The sequence below is a fragment of the Actinophytocola sp. genome (genome assembly GCF_036002505.1).
Lineage (GTDB): Bacteria > Actinomycetota > Actinomycetes > Mycobacteriales > Pseudonocardiaceae > DASYTH01.
On sequence record NZ_DASYTH010000218.1, the window covers coordinates 14,752 to 40,438 of the forward strand.

At 70.6% G+C, this 25,687-nt stretch carries 29 protein-coding genes; 22 read left to right on the plus strand and 7 right to left on the minus strand.

The window, feature by feature from the left end; all coding sequences use genetic code 11:
• The first annotated feature begins 506 nt into the window (after positions 1-506).
• The 12 genes from VGR06_RS18970 to dapC all read left to right on the plus strand — a co-directional run bounded on the left by VGR06_RS18970 (position 507) and on the right by dapC (position 12,066).
• Positions 507-2,231: an ABC transporter substrate-binding protein gene (locus tag VGR06_RS18970; RefSeq protein ID WP_327560428.1), complete on the plus strand. Its 1,725-nt coding sequence runs from the start codon at positions 507-509 to the stop codon at positions 2,229-2,231.
• An 85-nt stretch (positions 2,232-2,316) separates the two neighbouring features.
• On the plus strand, positions 2,317-3,252 hold the full coding sequence (locus VGR06_RS18975; RefSeq protein ID WP_327560429.1) for an ABC transporter permease: 936 nt from the start codon (positions 2,317-2,319) through the stop codon (positions 3,250-3,252).
• Between the two features lie 16 nt (positions 3,253-3,268).
• Positions 3,269-4,237 (plus strand): ABC transporter permease, encoded by a 969-nt coding sequence (locus VGR06_RS18980; protein ID WP_327560430.1) that lies wholly within the window; start codon positions 3,269-3,271, stop codon positions 4,235-4,237.
• A 12-nt stretch (positions 4,238-4,249) separates the two neighbouring features.
• Positions 4,250-5,290 (plus strand): ABC transporter ATP-binding protein, encoded by a 1,041-nt coding sequence (locus VGR06_RS18985; protein WP_327560431.1) that lies wholly within the window; start codon positions 4,250-4,252, stop codon positions 5,288-5,290.
• Positions 5,287-6,354 carry an ABC transporter ATP-binding protein gene (locus tag VGR06_RS18990; protein ID WP_327560432.1) on the plus strand — a complete coding sequence of 356 codons (1,068 nt, stop codon included), beginning with the start codon at positions 5,287-5,289 and terminating at the stop codon, positions 6,352-6,354. Before VGR06_RS18985 ends, VGR06_RS18990 begins: the two co-directional genes overlap by 4 nt.
• A gap of 24 nt (positions 6,355-6,378) precedes the next feature.
• The gene (locus tag VGR06_RS18995; RefSeq protein WP_327560433.1) at positions 6,379-7,332 is read left to right on the plus strand and encodes an ABC transporter permease; all 954 of its coding nucleotides are present in this window, start codon (positions 6,379-6,381) and stop codon (positions 7,330-7,332) included.
• A 3-nt stretch (positions 7,333-7,335) separates the two neighbouring features.
• Positions 7,336-8,280 (plus strand): ABC transporter permease, encoded by a 945-nt coding sequence (locus tag VGR06_RS19000; protein ID WP_327560434.1) that lies wholly within the window; start codon positions 7,336-7,338, stop codon positions 8,278-8,280.
• 184 nt (positions 8,281-8,464) lie between these two features.
• Positions 8,465-9,313, plus strand: a complete 849-nt coding sequence (gene mshB / locus VGR06_RS19005; RefSeq protein WP_327560435.1) for an N-acetyl-1-D-myo-inositol-2-amino-2-deoxy-alpha-D-glucopyranoside deacetylase — start codon at positions 8,465-8,467, stop codon at positions 9,311-9,313.
• 17 nt (positions 9,314-9,330) lie between these two features.
• On the plus strand, positions 9,331-9,681 hold the full coding sequence (locus VGR06_RS19010; RefSeq protein ID WP_327560436.1) for a hypothetical protein: 351 nt from the start codon (positions 9,331-9,333) through the stop codon (positions 9,679-9,681).
• Positions 9,674-10,501 (plus strand): hypothetical protein, encoded by an 828-nt coding sequence (locus tag VGR06_RS19015; protein ID WP_327560437.1) that lies wholly within the window; start codon positions 9,674-9,676, stop codon positions 10,499-10,501. The genes VGR06_RS19010 and VGR06_RS19015 overlap by 8 nt, the downstream gene beginning before the upstream one ends.
• A 130-nt stretch (positions 10,502-10,631) precedes the next feature.
• Positions 10,632-10,973 carry a ferredoxin gene (gene fdxA / locus VGR06_RS19020; RefSeq protein ID WP_327560438.1) on the plus strand — a complete coding sequence of 114 codons (342 nt, stop codon included), beginning with the start codon at positions 10,632-10,634 and terminating at the stop codon, positions 10,971-10,973.
• Complete coding sequence (dapC, locus tag VGR06_RS19025) at positions 10,963-12,066, plus strand: succinyldiaminopimelate transaminase (RefSeq protein ID WP_327560497.1); 1,104 nt, start codon at positions 10,963-10,965, stop codon at positions 12,064-12,066. The genes fdxA and dapC overlap by 11 nt, the downstream gene beginning before the upstream one ends.
• A gap of 123 nt (positions 12,067-12,189) precedes the next feature.
• Here the strand turns inward: dapC and VGR06_RS19030 are convergent, their stop codons facing one another.
• The 4 genes from VGR06_RS19030 to VGR06_RS19045 all read right to left on the minus strand — a co-directional run bounded on the left by VGR06_RS19030 (position 12,190) and on the right by VGR06_RS19045 (position 14,932).
• The gene (locus tag VGR06_RS19030) at positions 12,190-13,104 is read right to left on the minus strand and encodes a CHAD domain-containing protein (RefSeq protein WP_327560439.1); all 915 of its coding nucleotides are present in this window, start codon (positions 13,102-13,104) and stop codon (positions 12,190-12,192) included.
• A 122-nt stretch (positions 13,105-13,226) separates the two neighbouring features.
• Positions 13,227-14,213, minus strand: coding sequence for a 2,3,4,5-tetrahydropyridine-2,6-dicarboxylate N-succinyltransferase (gene dapD, locus VGR06_RS19035; protein WP_327560440.1), 987 nt, complete (start codon positions 14,211-14,213; stop codon positions 13,227-13,229).
• A 6-nt stretch (positions 14,214-14,219) separates the two neighbouring features.
• Entirely contained in the window at positions 14,220-14,654 is a 435-nt protein-coding gene (locus VGR06_RS19040) for a PIN domain-containing protein (protein ID WP_327560441.1), read from the minus strand.
• A complete protein-coding gene (locus VGR06_RS19045) occupies positions 14,651-14,932 on the minus strand; it encodes a DUF6364 family protein (protein WP_327560442.1) in 282 nt (93 codons plus the stop codon). The genes VGR06_RS19040 and VGR06_RS19045 overlap by 4 nt, the downstream gene beginning before the upstream one ends.
• 67 nt (positions 14,933-14,999) lie before the next feature.
• Between VGR06_RS19045 and dapE the strand changes: the two genes are divergently transcribed.
• From dapE to VGR06_RS19080, 7 genes are all read left to right on the plus strand, one after another.
• Positions 15,000-16,082, plus strand: a complete 1,083-nt coding sequence (gene dapE, locus VGR06_RS19050) for a succinyl-diaminopimelate desuccinylase (RefSeq protein ID WP_327560443.1) — start codon at positions 15,000-15,002, stop codon at positions 16,080-16,082.
• A gap of 10 nt (positions 16,083-16,092) precedes the next feature.
• Positions 16,093-16,878 (plus strand): TIGR00730 family Rossman fold protein, encoded by a 786-nt coding sequence (locus VGR06_RS19055; RefSeq protein ID WP_327560444.1) that lies wholly within the window; start codon positions 16,093-16,095, stop codon positions 16,876-16,878.
• On the plus strand, positions 16,875-17,426 hold the full coding sequence (locus VGR06_RS19060; RefSeq protein ID WP_327560445.1) for a TIGR00730 family Rossman fold protein: 552 nt from the start codon (positions 16,875-16,877) through the stop codon (positions 17,424-17,426). The genes VGR06_RS19055 and VGR06_RS19060 overlap by 4 nt, the downstream gene beginning before the upstream one ends.
• Positions 17,427-17,494: 68 nt before the next feature.
• Complete coding sequence (gene folP / locus VGR06_RS19065) at positions 17,495-18,364, plus strand: dihydropteroate synthase (protein WP_327560446.1); 870 nt, start codon at positions 17,495-17,497, stop codon at positions 18,362-18,364.
• A gap of 43 nt (positions 18,365-18,407) precedes the next feature.
• Positions 18,408-19,331, plus strand: coding sequence for a glucosyl-3-phosphoglycerate synthase (locus VGR06_RS19070; RefSeq protein WP_327560447.1), 924 nt, complete (start codon positions 18,408-18,410; stop codon positions 19,329-19,331).
• Between the two features lie 204 nt (positions 19,332-19,535).
• The gene (locus tag VGR06_RS19075) at positions 19,536-19,853 is read left to right on the plus strand and encodes a DivIVA domain-containing protein (RefSeq protein ID WP_327560448.1); all 318 of its coding nucleotides are present in this window, start codon (positions 19,536-19,538) and stop codon (positions 19,851-19,853) included.
• Positions 19,850-20,407 carry a DNA-3-methyladenine glycosylase I gene (locus VGR06_RS19080; RefSeq protein WP_327560449.1) on the plus strand — a complete coding sequence of 186 codons (558 nt, stop codon included), beginning with the start codon at positions 19,850-19,852 and terminating at the stop codon, positions 20,405-20,407. The genes VGR06_RS19075 and VGR06_RS19080 overlap by 4 nt, the downstream gene beginning before the upstream one ends.
• A 49-nt stretch (positions 20,408-20,456) precedes the next feature.
• Here VGR06_RS19080 and VGR06_RS19085 read toward each other — a convergent pair whose 3' ends face one another.
• Both VGR06_RS19085 and VGR06_RS19090 read right to left on the minus strand, forming a co-directional pair.
• Positions 20,457-21,251, minus strand: a complete 795-nt coding sequence (locus VGR06_RS19085) for an enoyl-CoA hydratase-related protein (protein ID WP_327560450.1) — start codon at positions 21,249-21,251, stop codon at positions 20,457-20,459.
• 26 nt (positions 21,252-21,277) lie between these two features.
• Entirely contained in the window at positions 21,278-22,078 is an 801-nt protein-coding gene (locus tag VGR06_RS19090) for a PaaX family transcriptional regulator C-terminal domain-containing protein (protein ID WP_327560451.1), read from the minus strand.
• 181 nt (positions 22,079-22,259) lie between these two features.
• Here VGR06_RS19090 and VGR06_RS19095 point away from each other — a divergent pair, with 181 nt between their 5' ends.
• From VGR06_RS19095 to VGR06_RS19105, 3 genes are all read left to right on the plus strand, one after another.
• A complete protein-coding gene (locus VGR06_RS19095) occupies positions 22,260-22,427 on the plus strand; it encodes a DUF3117 domain-containing protein (RefSeq protein WP_012783412.1) in 168 nt (55 codons plus the stop codon).
• A gap of 108 nt (positions 22,428-22,535) precedes the next feature.
• Positions 22,536-24,086 carry a leucyl aminopeptidase family protein gene (locus VGR06_RS19100; RefSeq protein ID WP_327560452.1) on the plus strand — a complete coding sequence of 517 codons (1,551 nt, stop codon included), beginning with the start codon at positions 22,536-22,538 and terminating at the stop codon, positions 24,084-24,086.
• A gap of 163 nt (positions 24,087-24,249) precedes the next feature.
• Positions 24,250-24,420 (plus strand): hypothetical protein, encoded by a 171-nt coding sequence (locus tag VGR06_RS19105; RefSeq protein WP_327560453.1) that lies wholly within the window; start codon positions 24,250-24,252, stop codon positions 24,418-24,420.
• A gap of 60 nt (positions 24,421-24,480) precedes the next feature.
• Here VGR06_RS19105 and glgA read toward each other — a convergent pair whose 3' ends face one another.
• A complete protein-coding gene (gene glgA / locus VGR06_RS19110; RefSeq protein WP_327560454.1) occupies positions 24,481-25,635 on the minus strand; it encodes a glycogen synthase in 1,155 nt (384 codons plus the stop codon).
• Between the last annotated feature and the right edge of the window lie 52 nt (positions 25,636-25,687).

Genomic DNA, 25,687 nt, shown 5'->3' on the forward strand with positions numbered 1-25,687 from the left:
GTGCCCTCAAGCGGCCGGCCCTCGCGTCCGGTGGCGAACACCGCCCGGCGGCCCACCCTCGCTGGGCCGGCGTTGCGAATAACCCTCGCTGTGCCAGTTGCGCAATTCTGTTTTCGCCGGTAATGCGCTGCGCCGTTCGGCGGGTTGACAAGCGGGTGGGGCCAGCGCGCTAACCTAGGCCCGGTGTCCCGTAGTAACGGAAGGGTCGCGCGTTGCCGTCAACGTGTCACCCTTTGGTCACGATCGTACTCCGACAGGTGACCGCGGCCTTTCCTGTTCCTAACGTCCTGCAACGGCGCGCCCGCCAAACGGTGCGAACGCGTCACAAGATCCGAGGATGCAGACAGAGGTTCGTTACGGCGTGCACGTCATGATCGATCGCGATGCGACGGACGCTTCCCCCGAGAGCCCCCGTCGCGCGGCATCCACGGGTTCCGTGCACGATGTGCAACGACAAAACCGGGCGCACGCCCGCCCCCGTGCGTGCTCGCTCATGGAGGATTGACTTGAGTACGAAATCAGTGTGGCTGCGTGCCGCGGTGGGCCTGACGGTCGCCGGGCTTGCGCTCGCCGGCTGTGCGAAGAAGGAGAACACCGGCACGAGCGGCGGCAACCAGGGCGGCAACAATGCCCAGCCGACTGCCGGCTGGCCGGAGACCGCCGAGGTCAAGATCCAGCCGGGCAAGCCGGGCGGCACGTTCCGCCAGGGCCTGACCGAGCCGACCGCCATCGACCCGGTCAACGCCCAGGAGTCCGAGGGCATCAACATCGCCCAGTACATCTTCACCGGCCTGATCAAGGTCGACCCGGACGGTGCCACGAAGGAGGGCGCGGCCACCAAGTGGGAGCCGAACAACGACTGCTCCGAGTGGACCTTCACGCTGAAGGCCGGCGCCAAGTTCACCAACGGTGAAGAGGTCACGTCCCAGTCCTTCAAGTTCGCCTGGGAGCGCGAGGCGGCCAAGGCGTCGGCCTCCGAGGTGGCCTACCACATGGAGCCGATCAAGGGCTTCAAGGAGCTGCAGGACGGCACCGCGACCACGTTCTCCGGTGTGGACGCGTCCGACCCGGGCAAGCTGAAGGTCACCCTGACCGACCCGGACTGCGAGTTCTACCTGCGCACGTACCACACCGTCTTCGCCCCGCTGCCCAAGGTGGCCGGTGCCGGCGACAACAAGGCGTTCAACGACATGCCGCTCGGTAACGGCCCGTTCAAGATGGCCGGCCCGTGGCAGCACGACAAGGGCATCAAGCTGGTGCGCAACGACGACTACGCCTACGGCCAGAAGGCCTACCTGGACGCCGTCGAGTTCACCATCGTGCCCAACGGCAACAACGACGAGTACGACGGCTTCAACAACGGCACGTTCGACTGGGCCCGGATCCCGGTGCCGGCGCTGACCAAGGCCCGTTCCGACAACGAGCCCAAGAGCCAGTGGATCCGCAAGAACACCAACGGCATCAACTACCTGCTGCCGATGCTGCACGAGAAGCCGCTGGACAACGTGAAGGCCCGGCAGGCCATCTCGCTGGCCCTCGACCGCGGTGCCGTCGCCGAAGGCGTGTTCAAGGGTTCGCAGATCCCGGCGACCTCGTTCGTGCCCGGCGTGTTCAAGAAGGCCTACCAGGCGGGTGTCTGCGGCTTCTGCAAGTTCGACCTCGAGCAGGCCAAGAAGCTGGCCCAGGAGGCCGGCCTCACCCCGGGCACCGAGCTGAACATGCAGTTCAACTCCGGTGGCGGCCACGAGGAGTACATGGCGGCCTACAAGCAGCAGCTGGAGAAGAACCTCGGCCTGAAGGTCAACCTGACCGCGGTGCAGTTCAAGGACCTGCTCAACAACGAGCAGGCTCCGCACGCGACCGGCCTGTACCGGGCTGCGTGGGGCGCGGACTACGCGACCCCGGGCAACTTCCTGGCCCCGCTGCTGAGCTGCAAGGCCACCGGCCTCGACGACCCGAGCGACCTGAGCAAGCCGGTCGTCGGCGACAACCGGGCCCGGTACTGCAACAAGCAGTTCGACGACCTGCTCAACAAGGCCAAGGCCAGCAAGAGCGAGGACGAGCGGACCAAGCTGTACCAGCAGGCCGAGAAGATCGCCATCGGCGACGACCTCGCCCTGATCCCGACCTTCGTCCGCACGCAGAACCGCCTGTGCAACACCGCGAAGTTCATCAACTGCCGGATGGACTTCAACGAGAACGCTGACATCTCGGTAATCAGCATCAAGTGAACTAACGTGGTGGCCGGCGGATCCCGTATCCCGGGGTTCGCCGGCCATCAGCCATAATCAAACCGTCTCGAGGCCGGAGCTCGCAGTGGGCAAGTTCATCATCCGCAGGATGGCCCAGGGCGTCCTGGTGATCATCGCGGCGATGGCCGCGATCTTCCTGGCGTTGTTCGCGATCGGCGACCCGTTCTCGTCCAGCGGGGACAAGGTGGTCCCGCCGGACACCCAGGCGCTGCTGCGTTCGAAGTTCGGTCTGGACAAGCCGCTGCCGCTGCAGTTCGTGATCTATCTGAAGAACATGTTCACCGGCGACCTGGGCATCGACTACGACCAGCGCCGGCAGGTCTCGAGCATGCTCGGTGAGGCGTTGCCGCACACCGTCCGGCTGGCCCTGGTGGCGATCGTCCTCGACATCCTGATCGGGGTGATCGCCGGCATCATCGCCGCGGTGTTCCGCTACACGTTCTGGGACGTGCTGGTCACGATCCTGACCACGCTCGCCCTCGGCGTCCCGGTGTTCGTGCTGGGCCTGAGCCTGCGGGCGAACGTCACCGGCCACTTCTTCTTCCCGGCGGTACCCAGAAGCGCGTTCGGGGAGGAACCGTTCTGGCTGGCCGAGGTGATACTTCCGGCGCTCGCCCTGGCGGTCACCGACGCAGCGTTCGTCGCCCGGCTGATGCGCGGGTCCATGCTCGAGGTGATGCGCGCCGACTACATCCGCACGGCCAGGGCCAAGGGTCTGTCCGAGCGCACGGTCATCGGCCGGCACGCGCTGCGCAACTCGGTCATCCCGGTGGTGACCTACATGGGTATCGGGTTCGGCACCCTGCTCGGCGGCGCGATCATCACCGAGACGATCTTCCTGTATCCGGGGGTCGGCCTGCTCCTGTTCAAGTCGATCCAGAACAACAACAACCCGGTGATCATGGCGGTCGCCGCGTTCGCTGTGATCGTGTTCGTCGGGCTCAGCCTGATCGTCGATATCCTCTACGCCTACCTCGATCCGCGGATCAGGTTGAGTTGAGCGAGGTGACTTACCGGTGACCACCACACCCGATCCCGCCGACCTCCGGTTCCCCGCCGAGGCCCTGCTGACCGAACCGGCCGTCGAGGAGGTCATCCCGGTCGGCGAGGACGTTCCGGTCAAGCGGCGGTCCAACAGCCAGTGGGCCGACGTCTGGCGCCGGTACAAGCGCAACAAGCTCGCCATGGTCGGCTTGGGCGTCATCGGCGTGCTGTTCGTGCTCGCCGTCGTCGGGCAGTTCCTCGCGCCGTACGACCCGTTCGAGCAGAACCTGATCAACACCTTGGAGGGGCCGAGCGCCGACCACTGGTTCGGCACCGACGAGCTCGGCCGGGACCTGTTCTCGGGCCTGCTGTACGGGCTGCGGCTGGCGTTCATCGTGGGCCTCTCGGTCATGGTCGGCTCGCTGCTGATCGGGGTCACCCTCGGGGCGATCGCCGGCTATCTCGGCGGCGCTATGGACAGCCTGCTGATGCGCATCACCGACGTGTTCCTGGCGTTCCCGTACCTGATCGCGGCGATCATCCTGATTCGCGCCTTCGACCCCGGCCGCCAGCACGTCTATCCGGTGGTGATCGTGCTCGTGGTGCTGGCCTGGCCGACCACCGGCCGGCTGATGCGCGGCCAGGTGCTGGCCGCCCGCGAGGCCGAGTACGTCGAGGCGGCCCGGTCGATCGGCGCCCCCGGACCGCGCATCGTGCTGCGGCACATCCTGCCGAACTCGATCGCACCCGTGCTGGTGTACGCGTTCACCGGGATCGGTGTGGCCATCGTGTCCATGGCCGGACTGTCCTTTCTCGGTATCGGGGTGCCGACGGACGAGCCCGAGTGGGGGCGGATGATCGCGGCCGGATTCAAGTTCTTCCAGGTTCCCGGATCGAGCTACCTGTGGGTCTTCCCGAGCATCGCGATCGTGATCACCGTCCTCGCGTTCGCGTTCGTGGCAGACGGGCTGCGCGACTCCCTCGACCCGAAGCTGCGATAGGAGAACCCGCGCGTGGTGGTGGAAGACATCGGCCTTGACGCCTCGGCCCCGCTGCTCGAGGTCCGCGACCTGCGGGTGCACTTCAAGACCGACCGCGGCACGGTCAAGGCGGTCGACGGCGTCTCGTGGTCGATCAGCGAGGGCGAGACGATGGCGATCGTCGGGGAGTCCGGCTCCGGCAAGTCGGTCTCCGCGATGACGATCCTCGGCCTGATCCAGAGCCCGCCGGCGACGTTCCCGACCGGGGACATCTTCCTGCGCGGCCGGTCGCTGATGAGGATGCCGGAGAAGCAGCAGCGCCGGTTGCGGGGCAAGGAGATCGCCATGATCTTCCAGGACCCGCTGACCGCGCTGAACCCGGTCTTCAAGGTCGGCGACCAGATCGCCGAGATGGTGCGCAACCACCAGGACGTCAGCAAGACCGTGGCCAAGCGGCGGGCGCTCGACCTGCTCGGCGAGGTCGGCATCCCGAACCCGGCGGTGCGGCTCAACCAGTACCCGCACGAGTTCTCCGGCGGCATGCGGCAGCGCGCGATGATCGCCATGGCGCTGGCCAACGACCCGCAGGTGCTGCTGGCCGACGAGCCGACCACCGCGCTGGACGTGACCGTGCAGGCGCAGATCATGGCGCTGCTGACGAAGCTGCAGGAGGACCGCAACACCGCGATCGTGCTGATCACGCATGACCTCGGGGTGGTGGCCAGCCACGCGGACCGGATCAACGTGATGTACGCCGGCCGGATCGTCGAGTCCGGCACCACCGACGAGATCTTCTACCAGCCCCGGCACGCCTACACGTTCGGCCTGCTGTCCAGCCTGGCCCGGATGGACTTCAGCCGGCAGGAGCGGCTGCTGCCGATCAAGGGTCAGCCGCCGAGCCTGGCCAACGTGCCGAAGGGCTGTGCGTTCCATCCGCGCTGCGCGTTCACCACCGAGAAGTGCACGGCGGCGATACCCGTCCTCGAGCCGGTGGGCGGCGACGGGCATGTCGCCGCCTGTGTGCACAGCGACCGGGTCGCGATCGCCTACGAGGAGAGGGTGGTCACGCCATGACCGAGCAGGGGGCAGTCTCGCCGGGCGCGGTGGGCACCTTGTCGGGCAACGGCACGCCGATGCTTGAGGTGCGCAACCTCGTCAAGCACTTCCCGATCCGCAGCGGCATCTTCATCAAGCGGGTCATCGGGCACGTCAAGGCCGTCGACGACATCTCCCTCACCATCCACAAGGGACAGACGGTGGCCCTGGTCGGCGAGTCCGGCTGCGGCAAGTCCACCACGGCGCGGGCGATCCTGCGGCTCGTGGAGCCCACCAGCGGCACGGTGAACCTGGACGGCCTCGAGGTCACCAAGCTGGGCAAGGAGAAGCTCCGCCGGGCCCGGCGCGACATGCAGATCATCTTCCAGGACCCGTACGCGTCGCTGAACCCGCGGATGACGATCCGGCAGATCCTGTCCGAGAAGTACCAGCTGCTCGGCAGCGAGGTCACCAAGTCCACGATCAGCGACCTGCTGGACACCGTGGGCCTGGCCGACGAGTACGCCGACCGCTACCCGCACGAGTTCTCCGGCGGCCAGCGGCAGCGCATCGGCATCGCCCGGGCCATCGCGCTCAACCCGAAGTTCGTGGTGCTGGACGAGCCGGTGTCCGCGCTGGACGTGTCCATCCAGGCGCAGATCGTCAACCTGCTCGAGGACCTGCAGGACGAGCTCGGCCTCACCTACCTGTTCATCGCGCACGACCTGTCGGTGGTGCGGCACATCTCCGACATCGTGGCCGTGATGTACCTCGGCCAGATCGTGGAGATCGCCAGCCGGGACGACCTGTTCGACCGGCCGTACCACCCGTACACCCAGGCGCTGATCTCCGCGGTGCCGATCCCGGACCCGAAGGTGGAGCGGCTGCGCGAGACCATCGTGCTGCGCGGCGACGTGCCGAACCCGGCGAACCCGCCGTCCGGCTGCCGGTTCCGCACCCGCTGCTGGAAGTTCGAGCAGCTGTCCGAGTCCGAGCGGCAGGTGTGCATCGAGGAGCCGCCGCCGCTGAACCTGGTGCCCGGGGCGACGACGCACCGGTCCGCCTGCCACTACGCCGCGGTGCGTGAGGTGGTCCGCGCCTGATCAAGCCTGGAGGGGGGCCTGCCCGTGCTGATCTTCACCGTTCGCCGGTTCGCGCAGGCCGTGCTGGTGCTCATCGGTTCCACGTTCCTGATGTACATCGCGGTGTTCCAGCTCGGCGACCCGTTCCTGACCAAGCCCGGGTCGGAGAAGGTGGTCTCGCCGGAGGCGCGGGCCCTGCTGCACGCCCACTTCGGCCTGGACAAGCCGTTCTACCTGCAGTACCTGATCTACCTGAAGAACATCTTCACGCTCGACTTCGGGATCGACTTCGACCAGCGCCGGCAGGTCTCGGAGCTGCTGGGAGCCGCGGCGCCGAACACGGTCCGGCTGGCCGTGCTGGCCATCGCGCTCAACGTGCTGTTCGGGGTGCTGGCCGGGATCGCCGCGGCGGTCTGGAAGGACACGTTCATCGACGCGCTGGTCACGGTCAGCACGGTCATGCTGCTGTGCGTCCCGAGCTTCGTGCTCGGCTTGATCCTCCGGGCGAAGCTGTCCGGTCTGCACGTGTTCGGCAGCGAGCTGTTCCCCCAGCTCCCGCATCCGTTCGGGGTGGAACCGCCGTGGTTCAAGGCTGTGCTGCTGCCCGCGTTCACCCTCGGCGCGCTTGAGATCGCGTTCGTGTCCCGGCTGGTGCGCGCCTCGATGCTGGAGGTCATGCACGAGACCTACCTGCACACGGCCCGGGCCAAGGGCCTACCGGAGCGCATCGTGATCTTCAAGCACGCCGCGCGCAACGCCCTGCTGCCGGTGGTAACCCACGTCGGCATCGCGTTCGGCGCCCTGCTCGGCGGCGCGGTGATCACCGAGACGATCTTCAGCTACCCGGGCCTCGGTTACCTGTTCATCCGGTCCGTGGCCAACGTGAACAACCCGGTCATGCTCGCCATCGCGGTGCTCGCCGTGATCACGTTCGTCACGTTGAGCGCGGTCGTGGACGTGCTCAGCGCCTACCTCGATCCCCGGATCCGGGTGAGCTGAGCCATGCTGGTTTTCGTCGCACGCCGGTTCGGCCAGGCCGTGCTCGCGCTCCTCGGGTCCACGTTCCTGATGTACCTCGCCGTTTTCCGGCTCGGCGACCCGTTCAAGTGGCGGGGGGAGAAGCTGCTGCCACCGGACACGCAGGTGATGCTGAAGGCCCACTTCGGCCTGGACAAGCCGATGTTCGAGCAGTACCTGATCTACCTGAAGAACATCGTCACGCTCGACTTCGGAGTCGACTTCACCACCCGCAAGCCGGTCGCGGACCTGCTCGCGGCGGCGGCGCCGAACACGCTGCGGCTGACCACGCTGGCGATCATCATCGACGTGCTGATCGGGGTGCTCGCCGGCATCGCCGCGGCGGTCTGGAAGGACACGTTCCTCGACGCACTCGTGTCGGTCAGCACGATCCTGATCCTGTGCGTGCCGCTGTTCGTGATCGCCTTCGTCCTGCGCACCACGCTGACCGGCGTGCACGTCCTCGGCATCGAGGTCTTCCCGCAGCTGCCGCCACCGTTCGGGGTCGAGGTGCCGTGGTACCGGAAGGTCCTCCTGCCGGCGATCAGCCTGGCGTTGATGGACATCGCGTTCATGGCGCGGCTCATGCGCGCCTCGATGATCGAGGTGCTGGGCCAGCCCTACCTGAACACCGCCCGGGGTAAGGGTTTGCCGGAACGGACGATCATCTTCAGGCACGCCGCGCGCAACGCGTTGCTGCCGGTGGTCACCCACATCGGGATCCTTTTCGGCCTGCTGATGGGCGGCGCGATCATCGTGGAGTTCGTGTTCAGCTACCCCGGCCTCGGACTCCTGTTCGTCGGTGCTCTGGGCGGCCCGAACATCCCGATCCTGCTGGCCATCGCGGTCCTGTCGCTGATCACGTTCGTGACCCTGAGCGCTGTTGTCGACGTGTTTGCCGCCTACCTCGACCCCCGGATCCGCGTCTAGCCCGCCTCCCAGCCCGCCTCTCCGGAATTGTTGACGGTGGTGGCGTTTCGGGGAACGCGGCGGTTGCGGGGTGGATTGTGGCTGGGTTGCGTCACGGTCCCCTGAGGTTTCGTTGGCTGGGCCGGGACTTCGCACGACGAGCCAACGGGCGGGAGCGTGGGCGCGGGGCACTACGCTTTTCCGGGTGACCCTGACCGCTCCACCCCGGCTGCTGCTGGTGCACGCGCATCCGGACGACGAGAGCCTGTGGACCGGCGGCACGATCGCCCGGTACGCCGCGGCCGGGGTGCAGGTCACGCTGGTCACCTGCACGCTGGGGGAGGAGGGCGAGGTCATCCCGGAGTCCCTGCGCCGGCTGGCGGCCGGCGAGGCGGACCAGCTCGGCGGGTACCGGGTCGGCGAGCTGCGCACCGCCTGCGCCGCGCTGGGCGTGTCCGACCACCGCTACCTGGGCGGCATCGGGCGGTGGCGGGACTCGGGCATGGCCGGCACCCCGGCCAACTCCCACCCGCGCGCCTTCGCCGCCGGCGACCTTTCCGAGCAGGCCGGCGCGCTGGCCGAGATCCTGGCCGAGGTCGCGCCGCAGGTGGTGGTCAGCTACGGCCCGGACGGCGGGTACGGCCACCCGGACCACGTCCGCGCCCACGACATCACCATGGCCGCCGGCGCCTCGGTGTCCACTGTGGACCGCGTGTTCTACGCCGTGACCTCCCGCCGGGCCACCGAGGAAGGCGTTGCCGCACTGTCCACAATGGACGGACTGCCGTTCCGCCTGCCCCGGCCCGGCGAGCTCCCGGTGACCGAGGACGCGGAGATCACCACGGTGGTCCCGGTGTCCGAGGTGCTGCCGGCCAAGCTCGCCGCCATGCGCGCGCACGCCACCCAGGTCACCGTCTGGCAGGGCGCCGACGGCGAGCGCTGCTACGCACTCTCCAACGCCATCGCCCAACCCATCGTCACCGACGAGTTCTACGTGCTGGCCCGCGGTTCCGCCGACCGGGCCGGCACGGACCTGTTCGGCGGGTTGGGATGACTCTCCGGCAGCGCCTCGTGTTGGCTGTGCTGATCGCCGACAGCGTGCTGCTGGCCGCGCTCGAGCTGCTCTACCTGCCGCTGCGGTTCGACGGCTTCCTGCTCCCCGACCTCGACGGGTTCCCGCTCCCGCTCACCGCCGTCGTGGCCGCGCTGACCATGCCCTGGCTGGTGTCCGTGGCCGGCACCCTCTCCACCCGGCTCTCCGTCGCCGCCGCGCCGCTGCTGGTCTGGCTGCTCTGCATCGGCGTGTTCGGCCTCGCCGGCCCCGGCGGCGACATCGTCCTCGTCCAGGACTGGCGCGCGCTCCTGCTCCTGGCCGGCGGCTCGCTCCCGGCCGCGATGGCCCTCGGAGCCCGGCGTGGCTGAGCTGATCCAGGACAAGCACGTGGTCGCCGTGCTCCGGCCGTTCGTCCGGGCCACCACGCCGATGCTGGCCGCGTTGCGCGAATCCGACCCGCTGGGCCTGGTGCGCCGGGTGCTCCCGACGGCCCGCGCGATGGACGGTGGGGCGGCGCCGGATGGCCTGGCGGGCGAGGATGCCCGGACGCTCGGCGGCGTGGAGCGCGGGCTGCGGGAACGCCTCGCCGACGGGCTGGAAAGTGTGCGGGTGCCCGGCACCGCGGCGTGGGGCCGGATGAGCGTCGAGGAGCGGGACGACTGGTGGGTCAACCGGGTCGGCCGGTTCACCGTGCTGCTGGCCGCGATCCCGGGGCTCGGCGGCGCGCTCGCCGACCGGCTGCCGGTGCAGGACACGCTGGCCCTGGCCGGGCAGGGGCTGCTGCTGTGCGCCATCGCGGCCGAGCACGGGGTCACCGCCGAGGCCGACCGGGTCCGGTTGCTCGCGTCGGTCCTGTTCCAGCGCGACATCGACCCGGCCCTCGCCGCGCGCCCGGCCGACCGGGCCGCGGAGGACCGGGAGACCGCCGAGCTGACCGAGGAGCTCACCGAGTCCACCAAGAAGCACGGCCGGATCACCGTCCGCGCCGCGGCCCGCACGCTGTGGCGGTTCGGCCGCACTCTGTGGGCCCTCGGCGACGAGTTGGACAAGCGCCCGCAGGGCCGGTTCTACCACCGCGCGCTGGGCGCGATCCCGGTCGTCGGCATCGCCGGCGACTACTTCGGCGAGCGGTCCGCGCTCAAGCGCGCCGTCAAGTCCGCCCGCCGCTGGCTCGCCGCCCAGACCTGACCATCCACCTGCTGAGATGATGTGAGTTGGGTGGCACCCAGTGCGGGTGGGCGGACGTTCAGAGGGATACTAGGCAGCGCCGGTAACCTCGCGACTGCACGCCAGTTCAGGATAGGAGCAGGAGAGCGCAGTGACCTATGTGATCGCCGAGCCCTGCGTCGACGTGCTCGACAAGGCTTGCATCGAAGAGTGTCCGGTCGACTGCATCTACGAGGGCGAGCGGATGCTGTACATCCACCCCGACGAGTGCGTCGACTGCGGCGCGTGCGAGCCGGTCTGCCCGGTGGAGGCCATCTACTACGAGGACGACGTGCCCGACCAGTGGAAGGACTACACCAAGGCGAACGTCGATTTCTTCATCGAGCTCGGTTCCCCCGGCGGCGCGGCGAAGGTCGGCAAGGTGGCCGCCGACCCGCCGTTGATCATGAACCTGCCGCCCATGGGCGAGAGCAACGGTGCGGCTGACCACTGAGCTCCCGGAGTTCCCCTGGGACCTGCTGGCCGGGCACGGCGCTCGGGCCCGCGCCCACCCGGACGGCGTGATCAACCTTTCGGTCGGCACGCCCGTGGACCCCGTCCCCCCGTTCATCCGCGACGCCTTGGCCTCGGTCGCCGATGCCCCCGGCTACCCGACCACGCACGGCACCCCCGAGCTGCGGAAGGCCGCCGTCGACGCCCTGCGCCGCCGGCACGGCGTGCTCGGCGTCAAACCGGACGCGGTGCTCCCCACGATCGGCTCGAAGGAGCTGGTGGCCTGGCTGCCGATCCTGCTCGGCGTGCGCCCCGGCGACACCGTGGTGATCCCGTCGCTCGCCTACCCCACCTACGAGGTCGGCGTCCGCCTCGCCGGGGCCACCCTGGTCCGCTCCGACAGCCTGCTCGCGCTCGGCCCGGCGCGGCCCGCGGTGGTGTGGCTGAACTCTCCGTCCAACCCGACCGGCCGTGTGCTCCCGGCCGAGCACCTGCGCAAGGTCGTCGACTGGGCCCGCGAGCGCGACGCCATCGTGGTGTCCGACGAGTGCTACCTGACCCTCGGCTGGGACGCCGAGCCGGTCTCCGTGCTGCACCCCGACGTCTGCGCCGGCCGCTTCGACGGCCTGCTGGCCGTGCACTCCCTGTCCAAGTGCTCCAGCCTCGCCGGCTACCGCGCCGGCTTCGTCACCGGCGACCCGGCCCTCGTCGCCCGCCTCCTGGAGATCCGCCGGCACGCCGGCATGATCGTTCCCCGCCCGGTCCAGGCCGCGATGACCGCCGCGCTCTCCGACGACGACCACGTCGCCGCCCAGCGCGCCCGCTTCGCCGCCCGCCGCACCCTCCTCCAGGAGGCGCTCCAGAATGCCGGGTTCCGCATCGACCACTCCGAAGCCGGCCTCTACCTCTGGGCCACCCGCGGCGAGGACGCCTGGTCCACCATCGCCTGGCTCGCCGACCGCGGCATCCTCGCCGCCCCCGGCACCTTCTACGGCCCGTCCGGTTCGCGCCACATCCGGGTCGCCCTCACCGAATCCGACACCCGCGTCGCCGAGGTAGCGGCGCGCCTGACTGGTCCGCCGCTCCGGAATTGACTCCTGTCGTTGCGTTCCGGGGAACGGTGCGGTTGTCGGGTTGATGGTGGCTGGGTGCCGTCGGTGTCCCCTGAGGTGCGGTTGGTAGGGGCGAGGCTGTCCGTGGGTGTCAAACTCGCTGGGTCAGCCGGCCAGCACTTTGGTGGCGTTGGAGTCGACGGCGGCGAGGGCGTCGCGCCAGCGGGCGCGGCAGTCGGCGCGGCGGGTGCGTTCGCGCTCGACCAGGCGGCCGGCGGCGACGCCGACGTCGAGCGGCACCGGGTCCTCGAGCTCGGTGAGCAGGCGGCGCACCTCCTGCTCGGCCACCACGGCGTCCTGATGGTCGCCCAGCAGGTCCTGGAACTCCTTGGTTGCCTTGATCAACTTTCGCACCGGCTTGCCGCCGGTGGGCACGGCGAGCTCGGCGGCGTAGCGCAGCCGCTTGCCCTGGATGCGCAGCGCGTGCAGATCGTCGTCGGGCGGGTCCTCGTCCAGGGCGCTCGCCGTCCGGCGCAGCTTCCGGTACGGCCGCTTGATCAACTCGATCAGCCCGCCGGCGCGTGCCTTGCGGCTGGCCGGGAACTCGTCACCGGCCGGAACCTCGCTGCGCGCCGCCGCCGCGAGCGCCTCGAGCAGCGCGGTGTAGCGCGGGCTTTTCAGTGCGCCGAGCAGGCGCTGCCGTGCCTTCCGCCGGGCCGCGCGCAGCCCGAGCAGCAGCCGCTCCACCGCGTCACGCTCGGCCGGCTCGAAGTCGGCGGCGAGGCCGCGCAGGTGGTCGAGCTGAACATCCAGATCCCGGACCGGGCCGAGCACCCCGCCCAGCCACTTCATCTCCGCCTGCAGCTCGTCGGCGGCCGGCCCCAGGCTCGCGCCCTCGGCCTTCAGCGCCGCCCGGAGCCGCCGCACGGTCACCCGCATCTGGTGTACGCCTTCGGGATCCGAGCCCTCGCGGGCCACCGGATCGTGCACCAGCAGCGCCCGCAACTGCTCGTCCAGCCGCGCCCGCACGTGCACCGCCGGCGGGTCACCGGGCCGCGCGGTCAGCGGGGTCTTGGTCAATCCTAAGTCGACAGTGCGGATCGGCTCGGTGTCACGGGATCGGCGCGTGGTCGCAGCTGTCGAAGAGCTCACGGGTAAATAGTAGGTGAACGGCGGGCGCCCACAACGTGAGCTTTGTGCCGTCAGTCGTTGGCGTGCAGGGCAGCGTTGAGCTCGACGCCGCCGGCCGTGTGCGGCACCGCCTCGACCCGTCCGGTGGTGGAGTTGCGCCGGAACAGCAGCCCGGTGCGCCCCGACAGTTCACGGGCCTTGACCACGCGCCCGTCCGGCAGCGTGACCTTGGTGCCGGCGGTGACATAGAGGCCCGCCTCCACGACGCAGTCGGCGCCGAGCGAGATACCGATGCCCGCGTTCGCGCCGACCAGGCAGCCCTTGCCGATCGTGATCGTCTCGCGGCCGCCGCCGGAGAGCGTGCCCATGATCGACGCCCCGCCGCCGACGTCGGAGCCGTCCGCCACCACGACGCCCTGCGAGATCCGGCCCTCGATCATGGACGAGCCGAGCGTGCCGGCGTTGAAGTTGACGAACCCCTCGTGCATCACGGTGGTGCCGGCGGCCAGGTGCGCCCCCAACCGCACGCGGTCGGCGTCGGCGATGCGCACTCCGGACGGCACCACGTAGTCGACCATCCGCGGCAGTTTGTCGACCAGGTGCACGGTGACCGGGCCGCTGGCCCGCAGCCTCAACCGGGTCGACTCGAACCCCTCCACCCGGCACGGCCCCCGGTTGGTCCAGACCACGTTGGTGAGTAGGCCGAAGAGCCCGTCCAGGTTCAGCCCGTTGGGCTGCACCAGCCGGGTGGAGAGCAGGTGCAGGCGCAGGTACACGTCGTAGGCGTCGGCCGGTGGGTCCGACAGCCGGGTGATCCCGGTCCGCACCGGGATGACCTCGACGCCCCGGTCGGCGTCCGGCCCGAGCAGCGCGGACACCTCACGCCCCAGCTCGTCGGCCGCGTCCTGCTCGGACAGGTGCTGCGTGCCCGGTGCCCGCCCGGCCCCCAGCCGCGGCCGCGGGAACCACGCGTCCAGCACGGTCCCGTCGTCACCAACCGTCGCCAACCCGACGCCGTGCGCGCCGGTCGAGTCCACAGAGCTGCTCACGTCACGCAAGGCTAGTCAGTTCTCCACGAACGGATTCCGCACGGTCAGCAATCCGAACGTCTGGCCGTGCTGCATGTCCTCGGACAGTAACGTCTTCGCTCCGCTCCGCATCGCCGCCTCAATGATCAACGCATCCCACCAGGAGGTCGAATACCTTTCCTGAAGCGAACTTGCCCAAACAAGTTGTAGCGGGCTGGTATTCGATGAACACCACGTGCCGTAGTCCGTCATAATGGCACGTGCTTCGCTTTTGGACATCGCAGGCTTCAGCTTTTGAGTTGCAGTATTGTAGAACTCTATCAGCACTTGCGTGCTGAGCACGCCGGTGCGGTCTCGCCACAACTTTCGGAGTAACGCTTGCGCGATCTCCTGTTTGCCGGGATCCCGTTGGTCATGTGCGTACAGGAGAATGTTCGTGTCAATGAAGGACCGATCGGTGTTGCTGCTCATTCGTCGAACATTTCCTCGTAGAGTTCGTCACGGGTCGATGTAATGCCACCCCGGTCGATGGCATTGTCCATTGCCTCGAGGGCGCGCTCCATGGCCTGCCGGTATCGGATTTCGGCCGACACCATCTCCTCCAGCTTCTGGGTCACCAGGCCGCTGACCGACGTGTTCCTGCGGACAGCTAACTCTTTGGCCTGCTGAATGATCTCCTCGTCCAGTTGGATGGTGAGGTTCCGCTTCCGTCCACCGGTGCCCTTGTTCAATCCAACGCTCTTAGGCATGACCACAGTCTATCACGTGCTCCACGTGACTTCCACGTGGAGTCGTCGCGCTCGTAGCCTACCCACTGTGACCGCAGCCCTTCAGCTTGCCGGCGATCCTGTGGAGCTGGCCGCCGCGTTGGTAGACGTCCCGAGCGTGTCTGGTCAGGAAGCCGAGCTGGCCGCGCTTGTCGAGACCGCGCTCCGTGAGCAGGCGCCGCACCTCGAGCTCGTCCGGTCCGGCAACACGGTGCTGGCCCGCACCACGCTCGGCCGGCCGTTCCGGGTGGTGCTCGCCGGGCACCTGGACACCGTGCCGGTCAACGGAAACCTGCCGGGCAAACGCACCGGGGAAGGCGACGAGGAGATCCTGCACGGCCTCGGCTCGGTGGACATGAAGGGTGGCGACGCGGTGCTGCTGCACCTGGCCGCCACCGCCACCGCACCTACCCACGACCTGACGTTCGTGTTCTACGACTGCGAGGAGGTCGACGCCGCACGCAACGGGCTCGGCCGGATCGAGCGGTGGCTGCCCGAGTGGCTGGCCGGGGACCTGGCGATCGTCGGCGAGCCGTCGAACGCCGTGGTGGAGGCCGGCTGCCAGGGCACCATGCGGGTCGAGGTGCACACCACCGGTCGCCGCGCGCACACCGCCCGGGCCTGGATGGGGGCGAACGCCATCCACGCCATGAGCGGGGCACTGCGCCGGCTCGACGAGTACGAGCCGCGCAGGGTCGAGATCGACGGTTGCCACTACCGGGAAGGGCTTCAGGCGGTGGCCATCTCTGGCGGGGTGCAAGGAAACGTGGTGCCGGACGAGGCGGTGCTCACGGTGAACTACCGGTTCGCCCCGGACCGCACGCCCGACCAGGCCGAAGAGCACCTGTGCCAGGTGTTCGCCGGCTACGCGGTGACCGTCGTCGATCACGCCGCCGGCGCCATGCCGGGCCTGTCCGCACCCGCCGCCCGGCAGCTCGTGCATGCCTCGGGTGGCGACCCGGTGGCCAAGCTCGGCTGGACCGACGTCGCCCGGTTCGCCGCCGCCGGCCTCCCCGCGGTCAACTTCGGCCCCGGCGACCCCACCCTCGCGCACACCCGCGAGGAGCACGTCCCGGTCGCCCAGATCCGCCGCTGCGCCGACGTGCTCACCCGCTTCCTCATGTCCCCCTAGACTCGCGCGGGTGACAAGTCAGGAGCCCGCGGAGCTGTCGGAGGACGAGGAGCATCCGCGGGAGAAGCAGCGGGGACCGGTGGTGCTGCGACGGGGAAGGCGAGCCGAGCCGACCACGACGGACCAGCGGCTGCTGGACTCGCGCGGGCCGACCGACTGGGTGCACACCGATCCCTGGCGGGTGCTGCGGATTCAGGCCGAGTTCGTCGAGGGGTTCGGGGCGCTTGCCGAGGTGCCGCGAGCGGTGACGGTGTTCGGGTCGGCGCGCACGCAACGGGACCACCCCGAGTACGAGCTGGGCCGGAAGATCGGTGCGGCGCTCGCACACGCCGGGTTCGCCGCGATCACCGGCGGCGGGCCGGGCTCGATGGAGGCGGTCAACCGTGGCTGCTCGGAGGCCGGCGGGCTGTCCATCGGTCTGGGCATCGAGCTGCCGTTCGAGCAGGGCCTCAACCCGTGGGTGGACCTCGGGGTGAATTTCCGGTACTTCTTCACCCGCAAGACCATGTTCATCAAGTACGCCCAGGCGTTCATCTGCCTGCCCGGCGGATTCGGCACTCTGGACGAGCTGTTCGAGGCGCTCACCCTGGTGCAGACCAAGAAGGTCACCAAGTTCCCGGTTGTCCTCTTCGGACGGTCCTACTGGGGGGGTCTGCATTCCTGGGTGCGGGACTTCGTCTACGCGCAGGGGAAGATCGGCGAGAAGGACCTCGCCCTGCTGCACCTCACCGACGACATCGACGACGCGATCCGGGTGGTCGAGGAGGCCTACCAGGCCTGGACCGAGACGCATTGAGCGGGCGTGCGCTCGCCGTCGCCGTCTACTGTGGATCGCACGCGTCGGTGCCCGATTCCTATCTGGAGCTGGCCGCCGCGGTCGGCGCGGAGATCGCCGCCCGGAGCGCCTCGCTGGTGTGGGGCGGCGGCCGCGCGTCGATGATGGGCGCGGTCGCGCGGGCCGCCCGCCGGGGTGGCGCCCGGACGGTCGGGGTCATCCCGCGGGCGCTGGTGGACCGGGAGTGGGCCGACCACGACGCGGACGAGCTGCTCGTGGTGGACACCATGCGGGAGCGCAAGGCGCTGATGGAGGCACACGCGGACGCGTTCCTCGCGCTGCCCGGCGGCCTCGGCACCTGCGAGGAGCTGTTCGAGGTCTGGACCGCCCGCTACCTCGGTATGCACGACAAACCGGTGGTGCTGCTCGACCCCGACACGCACTGGACCGGGCTGATCGGCTGGGTGCAAGGCTTGCGCGACAAGGGTTTCGCGTCAACCAGGGCGCTGGACGCGTTGGCCGTCACTACCACCGTCGCCGGCGCGCTGGACGCGTGCGGCGTTTCCTGAGCGTCACATATTGTGACCACGACGTATCGTGGGCGGGCCGGCCGCCGGGTGCATGGCACCATCGGGGCGTGGCAGCCCTCCGGTTCGGCACCCGTGCGGTGGCCGACGATCGTGCCCTGGTGATGGCGATCGTGAACCGCACCAGGGACTCCTTCTACGACCGCGGCGCGACGTTCGACGACCGGGCGGCGATGGCGGCGGTCGACCGCGCGGTGGCCGAGGGCGCGGACATCGTCGACGTCGGCGGGGTCCGGGCCGGCTCACACGGCGAGGAGGTGGACGCCGCCGAGGAGAGCCGGCGGGTCGTGCCGTTCGTCGCCGCGGTGCGGGAGCGCCATCCCGACCTCGTGATCAGCGTGGACACCTGGCGGCACGACGTGGCCCGGCCGGCCTGCCGCAACGGCGCCGACCTGATCAACGACACCTGGGCGGGCGCCGACCCGGCGCTGGCCGAGGTGGCCGCCGAGTTCGGCGCCGGCATCGTCTGCTCGCACACCGGCGGGGCGGCGCCGCGCACCGACCCGCACCGGGTGCGCTACCTGGACGTGGTCGCCGAGGTGGCGGCCGAGCTGGTGGAGCGGGCCGAGCGGATGGTCGCGCTGGGTGTGCCGCGAGAGGGCGTGCTGATCGATCCGACGCACGACTTCGGCAAGAACACCTGGCACGGCCTGGAGTTGCTGCGCCGCCTGGACGAGCTGGTGGACACCGGCTGGCCGGTGCTGATGGCGTTGTCCAACAAGGACTTCGTGGGCGAGACGCTGGGTGCGGAGCTCGCCGACCGGGTGGACGGCACGCTGGCCGCGACATCGGTGGCCGCGTTCGCCGGCGCCCGGGTCTTCCGCGCGCACCAGGTGCGCCAGACCAGGAGGGTGGTCGAGATGGTCGCCAGCATCGCCGGAACCCGGCCGCCGGCCCGCTGCCTGCGGGCATTGGCATGAAGTCGACCTTGGCCAACATTCGCGAGTTGGACGGCGAGGCGTGATGCACCCGGACGCGCACACCTGGTTCGCCGAGCGGACCTGGCAGGGCAGTGCCTGGTCGGTGCCGGAACTGGTGCGGGCCAAGGGATCCCGCACGGTCAGCGTGGTGCTGCCGGCGCTGAACGAGGAGGCCACGGTCGGCCGGGTGGTGGCCTCGGTGCGCCCGCTGCTCGGCTCGCTGGTGGACGAGCTGGTGATGGTCGACTCCGGCTCCACCGACCGGACGATCGAGGTCGCGGCCGCGGCCGGGGCCCGGGTGGTGCGCCGCACGGACGTGCTCGCCGACCTGGAACCGTTGCCCGGCAAGGGCGAGGTGCTCTGGCGCTCGCTCGCCGCGACCACCGGCGAGCTGCTCGTGTTCATCGACTCCGACCTGGTCGACCCGGATCCCGGCTTCGTCCCGGCCCTGCTCGGCCCGCTGCTGACCGAGCCGGACGTGCAGCTGGTGAAGGCGTTCTACCGCCGGCCGTTCGGCGGCGAGGGCTCCGGCGGCGGGCGAGTCACCGAGCTGATGGCGCGGCCGCTGCTCTCGGCGCTGCGCCCGGAGCTCTCCGGGGTGATCCAGCCGCTGGCCGGGGAGTACGCGGGCACCCGGGCGCTGCTCGAGTCGGTGCCGTTCGCGGCCGGGTACGGCGTGGAGATCGGCCTGCTGCTGGACGCCTACGCGGTGCTGGGCCTGGCCGGGCTCGCACAGGTCAACCTCGGCGTGCGAAAGCACCGGAACCGCCCGCTGGCCGAACTGGGCCTGATGGCGCGGCAGATCCTGGGCACGGCGCTGTCCCGGTGCGGCATCCCGCCGGCGCCCGGCGGGCTCACCCAGTTCCTCCAGGTCGCCGGCGAGTGGCTGCCGGACACCGCCACCATCCTCGCCGCCGACCGCCCACCGATGCGCGATCTCCTGGTGGCCAGGGGCTCGGCTGCGTGACTGTGCGGGCTCACCGGCGACGACGGTAGGCCACAATGGGGCGCAGCGGCGCGGAGCGCCACGATGAGCGGGTGAGGGCGGGGCAGAGGATGGTCTGCCCGGGGAGTCGGTTCCTGCCAAGCCGCTCACAGCGGTAGCGGAACGGGGCCCGAGCCCTCACCCTCGGATTCAACACCGTCGGACCGGCGTGACACGATCGTCGGCGTGACCACCGCGCTCATCTACCTGGTCGTGATGGTGCTCGTCGCGGCCGTGGTGTTCCTGCTGGCGTCGATCCTGTTCGGCCGCGGCGAGGAGCTGCCGGCGCTGCCGCCCGGCGCCTCGCCGACCCGGCTGCCCGAAGCCGGCATCACCGCCGAGGACCTGCATGACGTTCGGTTCCAGCAGGTCGTGCGCGGCTACAAGATGTCCGAAGTGGACTGGGTGCTGGCGCGGGCCGGGGCCGAGCTGGGCGAGCTGCGCGCCCGGGTCGCCGAGCTGGAAGCCGGGCAGGACACGACAACCAAGGCCGAGCAGCCGTGACCGATGGCCGTCCCCGGTGCGGATGGGGCGACTCGGCGCCGGAGTACGTCGATTACCACGACAACGAGTGGGGCGTGCCACTGCACGGTGCGGTGCCGCTGTTCGAGCGGCTGACCCTGGAGGCGTTCCAGTCCGGCCTGTCCTGGCTGATCATCCTGCGCAAGCGGGAGGGCTTCCGGCGCGCGTTCGCCGGCTTCGACCCGGCCCGGGTCGCCGCGTTCGGCCCGGACGACGTCGCCCGGCTGCTGGCCGACACCGCCATCGTGCGGAACCGGGCCAAGATCGACGCGGCGATCCGCAACGCGCGCGCCGTCGCCGAGCTGGACACCCCGCTGGACAAGCTGCTCTGGTCGTTCGCGCCGGACCCGGCCGGCCGGCCCCGCCCGGCCACGCTCGCCGACGTGCCGGCCGTGACGCCCGAGTCCACGGCCATGGCCAAGGAGCTCAAGCGCCGCGGCTTCACCTTTGTCGGCCCGACCACCTGCTACGCGATGATGCAGGCCACCGGCATGGTCGACGACCACGTCGCCACCTGCTGGCGCGCAATGCCATGAATGACTCATTCGATGCGTCCACCGCACTGAATGAGTCATTCATCGCTCCCTAACGCCCGGTGAAGGTCGGGGTGCGCTTGGCCACGAAGGCGTCGACGGCCTCCAGGTGGTCGGCGGTGGCGCCGGCCTCGGCCTGGGTGCGCGCCTCGGTGGCGAGCGCGTCGTCCAGCGTCCCGGCGGCCGCCGCGAGGAACGCCTCCTTGATCTTGCCGTAGGCCGTCGTGGGTCCGGCGGCCATCCGCTTGGCCAGCTCCTGCGCGGTGGGCAGCACCGAGTCGTCCGCGACCACCTGGGTGACCATGCCGATCGCCAGCGCCTGCTCGGCCGGGACCGGCGCGGCCAGCAGCATCATCTCCATCGCCCGCCCGTAGCCGATCAGCCGGGGCAGCGTGAACGACGCGCCGGAGTCGGCGGTCAACCCGACGTTGGCGAAGGCCATCAGGAACTTCGCCGACGCCGCGGCGATGCGCAGGTCGCAGGCGTAGGCCAGGGACGCGCCGGCGCCCGCGGCCATCCCGTTCACCGCGGCGATCACCGGCTTGGGCATGCCGGTGATCGTGCTGATGATCGGGTTGTAGTGCGCGGAGACCGTCGAGAGCGGCGCCGGGTCGTTCGCCCGCAGCAGGGCCACATGCTCCTTGAGGTCCTGGCCGGCGCAGAACGCCCGCCCGGCGCCGGTGAGCACCACCGCCCGCACCCCGTCGTCGGCGGCCGCGTCGCGGAGCGCCGCCAGCAGGTCCTCCTTGAGCCGCAGGGTGAGCGAGTTGAACGCGTCCGGCCGGTTCAGCGTCAGCGTGCGCACACCGTCGGCGTCGTCGATGACCAGGGGAGCGGTGTCGGTCAAGGTTCTTTTCCTTTGGTTGTGGGGACTTACGCGGTCGATCGGGCGCGGCGCTGGTGGTCCAGACAACGGTCGAGGAACTCCTCGGCGGCCGGCGCCAGCCGCGCGGTCTGCCGGTCGAAGAACGCGGCGGCCCGGGTGCCGGGCCAGTCCGGCGGCAGCAGGTCCGCCGGCAACCCGGGATCCCGGAACAGGAACCGCCGCCAGGCGTGCAGCAGCCGCTGTGACGCGGCGAACGCCTCGGCCGGCACCGAACCGTCCACAGCCGACAGTTCGGATTCCCACTCCTCGACGAACGCGGTGTACTCCGCGCCCAATGCCTCGAGATTCCAGGCCCGTGCTGCCAGCTCGGCGTCGGTGCCCTCGTGCGGGCCGTGGAAGACGCTCGCGGTGACGTCCTCGGCGGCCAGCAGGTCGGCGAGCTCCGGCGAGGTGCGCGGGGCGATCCAGGTGGTCGGCCCGAGCGGGGCGTATCCGAGCAACCGCAACGAGGAGTCGAGCCGCTCGCGGTCGCCGCGGGTGGGCAGCTCGGCCAGCACCAGCACGTGCCACCGGCCGTCCCAGGTGGACGGTCGGGTGCGGTAGATCCGCGCGGCGGCCTCGTCCAGCCGGCGCTCGGCCCGCCGGGTCAGCGCGTAGCCGGGACCTTCGGCCAGCCGCACCGGCTCCAGCCAACCCTGCCGGACCATTCGGGATACGGCCGTCCGGATGGCGGGTGCGCCAAAACCCAGCGGCTCGAGCAACCGGACCAGCGCGGCGATGGCCGCCGAACCGCCCCGTGCCCTGAGGTAGCCGCCGTACACATCGAACAGCGCCGAACGAGCCCGCACGACGTTTGAGTCTGGCACCGCCCGGGGGACATGCGCCACTGCGTCCGGGCATCGTGGCACGTCAGCGCGACACGCGTTGATCGGTTCGATTTCACCGCCGAGACGCGATGGGGGAGAATGTCCTGGGCTCTGACCGGGCGACCCCGTTCAGAGTGGGAGGCACCGACGGAGGGAGCACGCTATGGCGGCCATGAAGCCCCGGACCGGAGACGGTCCCCTCGAGGTGACGAAGGAGGGTCGGGGCATCGTGATGCGCGTCCCCCTGGAGGGTGGTGGTCGCCTCGTGGTCGAGATGTCGGCGGACGAGGCCAACGCCCTGGGCGACGCGCTCAAGGCCGCGGCGGGCTGACGCCTCCCATCCCGACGCGAGTGAGCTCGGCCCCGGTCCGCGTTCGCCGTAGCTTCGCGCACGGTCCAACGTGGAGGCCGGGGCTAGCCTTTTTCCAGGGAGGACTCCTTGCCCACGCCGTTGCCCGCCTTACCGACCCGGCTTCCCGATGTGGAGGTGGTTGCGGCGGCGCGGGGCGGGCCGGTCGCGGTCGTGACCCGGACCGCCGCCGGCGAATCGGCGCCGTCGATCGGGCCGGGCGGTGCGGATCTCACCGCCGAATGGATCGATTCCGTAGGCCTCACCGGCCAGACCGGTGAGGTCCACTTAGGACCGGTGGGCGCGGTGGCGCGCTGGGTGGTCGGGGTCGGCGACGGCCTGCCGGCGGCCTGGCGCACCGCGGGCGCGGCGCTGACCCGGGCGGTGAACGACCGCCTCGCCGCCGACTCGGATGCCGGCCGGCGGGTGGAACGCACGCTGCAGCTGCGGCTTCCGGACGGCGCGGGTACGGCCGAGGTCGCCGAGCTGGTGCGCGGGCTGCGGCTGGGGGGCTACCAGTTCACCGCCGCCACGGCCGCCCCGAAGCCGCGGCTGCGGACGATCCGCGTGGTCGCGCCCCGCCCCGAGGAACTGGCCGAACTGGCCGCGGCGGCCGAGCGCGCGACCGTGCTGGCCGAGGCGACGTCGCTGACCCGCGACCTGGCCAACGCCCCGTCCAACATCAAGGATCCCGCCTGGCTCGCCGCGATGGCCACCCGCGCGGCCGCTGGGCTGCCCGGCGTGCGGGCGGCCGTCCACGACGAGCGGTGGCTGGCCGCGCACGGCTTCGGCGGCACGCTCGCCGTGGGCTCCGGCTCCGCCCGCCCGCCCCGGCTGATCGAGCTGCGCTGGCAGCCGCCCGTGCCGGCGGCCGTGCACCTGGTGCTGATCGGCAAGGGCATCACGTTCGACACCGGCGGCATCTCGATCAAGCACGCCGACGGCATGCACCTGATGCGCACCGACATGGCCGGGGGCGCCGCGGTGATCGCCGCCCTGGTCGCCATCGCCCGGCTGGGCCTGGGGGTCCGCGCCACGGCCCTGGTCGCCTGCGCGGAGAACCACGTCTCCGGGTCCGCCTACCGCCCGGGCGACGTGGTCCGCCACTACGGCGGCCGGACCACCGAGGTGACGAACACCGACGCCGAAGGCCGCATGGTCCTGGCCGACGCGATGGCCTACGCCACCGAGCGGCTCGACCCCGACCTCATGATCGACGTCGCCACCCTCACCGGGGGCATGAAGGTCGCCCTCGGGCTGCGCATCGGTGGCCTGTTCGCCACCGACGAGGACCTGGCCGCCCGCATCCGCGCCGCCGGCGACCTGGCCGGCGAACGCTGGTGGCGGATGCCCCTGACCGACGACCTGGACAGCCTCGCCGCCGAGCTAGCCGACGCCGTCCGCAGCGACGTCGCCGACGTCCGCCAGTGCCCACCCGGGCCGGGCAGCATCACCGCCGCCCTGTTCCTGCGCGAGTTCACGGGCGGTCTTCCGTGGGCGCACCTCGACATCGCCGGTCCGGCGCGCGCCGACAAGACCTACGAAGACATAGCTCCGGGCGCCACCGGGTTCGCCGCCCGCACCCTCGTCGAACTGGCCGCTTCCTATGCGCCGAACGAAAAGAAAGCGGTCCAGGGTTAGAAACTTCGCCACGAACACGGGTGCGCCGCCGAGCAGGTAGGCGAGGTTGAGCGCGACCGTGTGCAGGGACGGGTCGGTGACGAGGGGATCGACGAGGGCGTCCGCGAGGGTCACCGTGCCGATGGAGAGCAGGCCGGTGGCGGCGGTGACGATGACATAGACGGTGACCTGCCGGGACAGCGGGCCGGCCGCCCACCGCCGGATCAGCAGGAAGTGCGGGACGGCACCCGCGGCGAAGGCGATGGTGCCGGCGGCGACGGCGGGAGTCCGGCCGGAAAGGACCGCCAGCACCACCTGGCTGACGGCCGTGGCGAACCCGGAGGCCAGGGTGTAGCGGGTGAAAACCGCGGAGGGCGCCACACTTCGAATGTATCGACGGCCGCTGAACGGATTCTCAGCAAAGGACCGAGTGGTAGATCTCCACGGTCTGCGCGGCGGCCGCGCTCCAGCTGAACTCGTCGCGGGCGCGGGCCATGCCGGCGGCGCCCATGGTCCGCGCCAGGGCGGGGTCGGCGAGCAGCCGGTTCACCCCGGCGGCCAGCCCGTGCCGGTAGCCCTCGATGTCGGCCGGGTCGTAGTGGACGAGGAGTCCGGTGCATCCGTCGTCGACCACCTCGGGAATGCCGCCGACGTCGGAGGCGACCACGGCGGTGCCGCAGGCCATCGCCTCCAGGTTGACGATCCCGAGCGGCTCGTACACCGACGGGCAGACGAACACCTGCGCGTGGCTGAGCAGCTGACGGACCTCGGCGACGTCGAGCATGCGCTGGATCCAGAACACGCCGGGCCGGGCGTCGGACAGCCGGCGTACCGCGGCGGCGATCTCCCCGGCCAGATCCGGGGTGTCCGGCGCGCCGGCGCAGAGCACGAGCTGGGCCTCCGCGGCGATCTCGTGCGCCGCGGCCACCAGGTGCGCGACCCCCTTCTGCCGGGTGATCCGCCCGACGAACAGCACGATCGGACGCGCGGGGTCGATCCCCAGCCCGGTCAGCACGTCCGTGGCCGGGACCGGGTGGTACACGCCGGTGTCGATGCCGTTGTAGACCACGTGCACGCGCGCGGGATCCAGCGACGGGTAGCAGTCCAGGACGTCGGCGCGCATGCCCCGGCTCACCGCGATGATCGCGTCGGCCGCCTCGTACGCGGTGCGCTCCGCCCAGCAGGACACCGCGTAGCCGCCGCCCAGCTGCTCGGCCTTCCACGGCCGGCGCGGCTCCAGCGAGTGCGCGGTGACCACGTGCGGCACCCCGTGCAGCAGCTTCGCCAGGTGCCCGGCCAGGTTCGCGTACCAGGTGTGGGAGTGCACGAGGTCGAGTCCGGCCGTGGCGGCGGCCATCGACAGGTCCACCGACAGCGTGCGCAGGGCGGGATTCGCCGACTCGAGCCCGGGCGCCACGGCGTGGTTGACGGCGTCCGGCCGCGGCCCGCCGAAGCAGTGCACGTCCACCGAGATCAGCTCGCGCAGCCGCGGGACCAGCGCGCCCAGGTGTACCCCGGCCCCGCCGTAGATCTCCGGTGGGTACTCGCGGGTCAGCAAACCGATGCGCACGCTCAGCACCCTAAGCCGCCCTCGTGACCGGGCAGTGTCCGGCATGAACACT

What these genes read in the sequence shown, in the direction of transcription:
- VGR06_RS19040 (WP_327560441.1), bottom strand. Translation starts at nt 14,654, where the DNA reads ATGAGCAGCAACACCGATCGGTCCTTCATTGACACGAACATTCTCCTG.
- VGR06_RS19070 (WP_327560447.1), top strand. Translation starts at nt 18,408, where the DNA reads ATGCACCCGGACGCGCACACCTGGTTCGCCGAGCGGACCTGGCAGGGC.
- VGR06_RS19000 (WP_327560434.1), top strand. Translation starts at nt 7,336, where the DNA reads ATGCTGGTTTTCGTCGCACGCCGGTTCGGCCAGGCCGTGCTCGCGCTC.
- VGR06_RS19095 (WP_012783412.1), top strand. Translation starts at nt 22,260, where the DNA reads ATGGCGGCCATGAAGCCCCGGACCGGAGACGGTCCCCTCGAGGTGACG.
- VGR06_RS18990 (WP_327560432.1), top strand. Translation starts at nt 5,287, where the DNA reads ATGACCGAGCAGGGGGCAGTCTCGCCGGGCGCGGTGGGCACCTTGTCG.
- VGR06_RS19045 (WP_327560442.1), bottom strand. Translation starts at nt 14,932, where the DNA reads ATGCCTAAGAGCGTTGGATTGAACAAGGGCACCGGTGGACGGAAGCGG.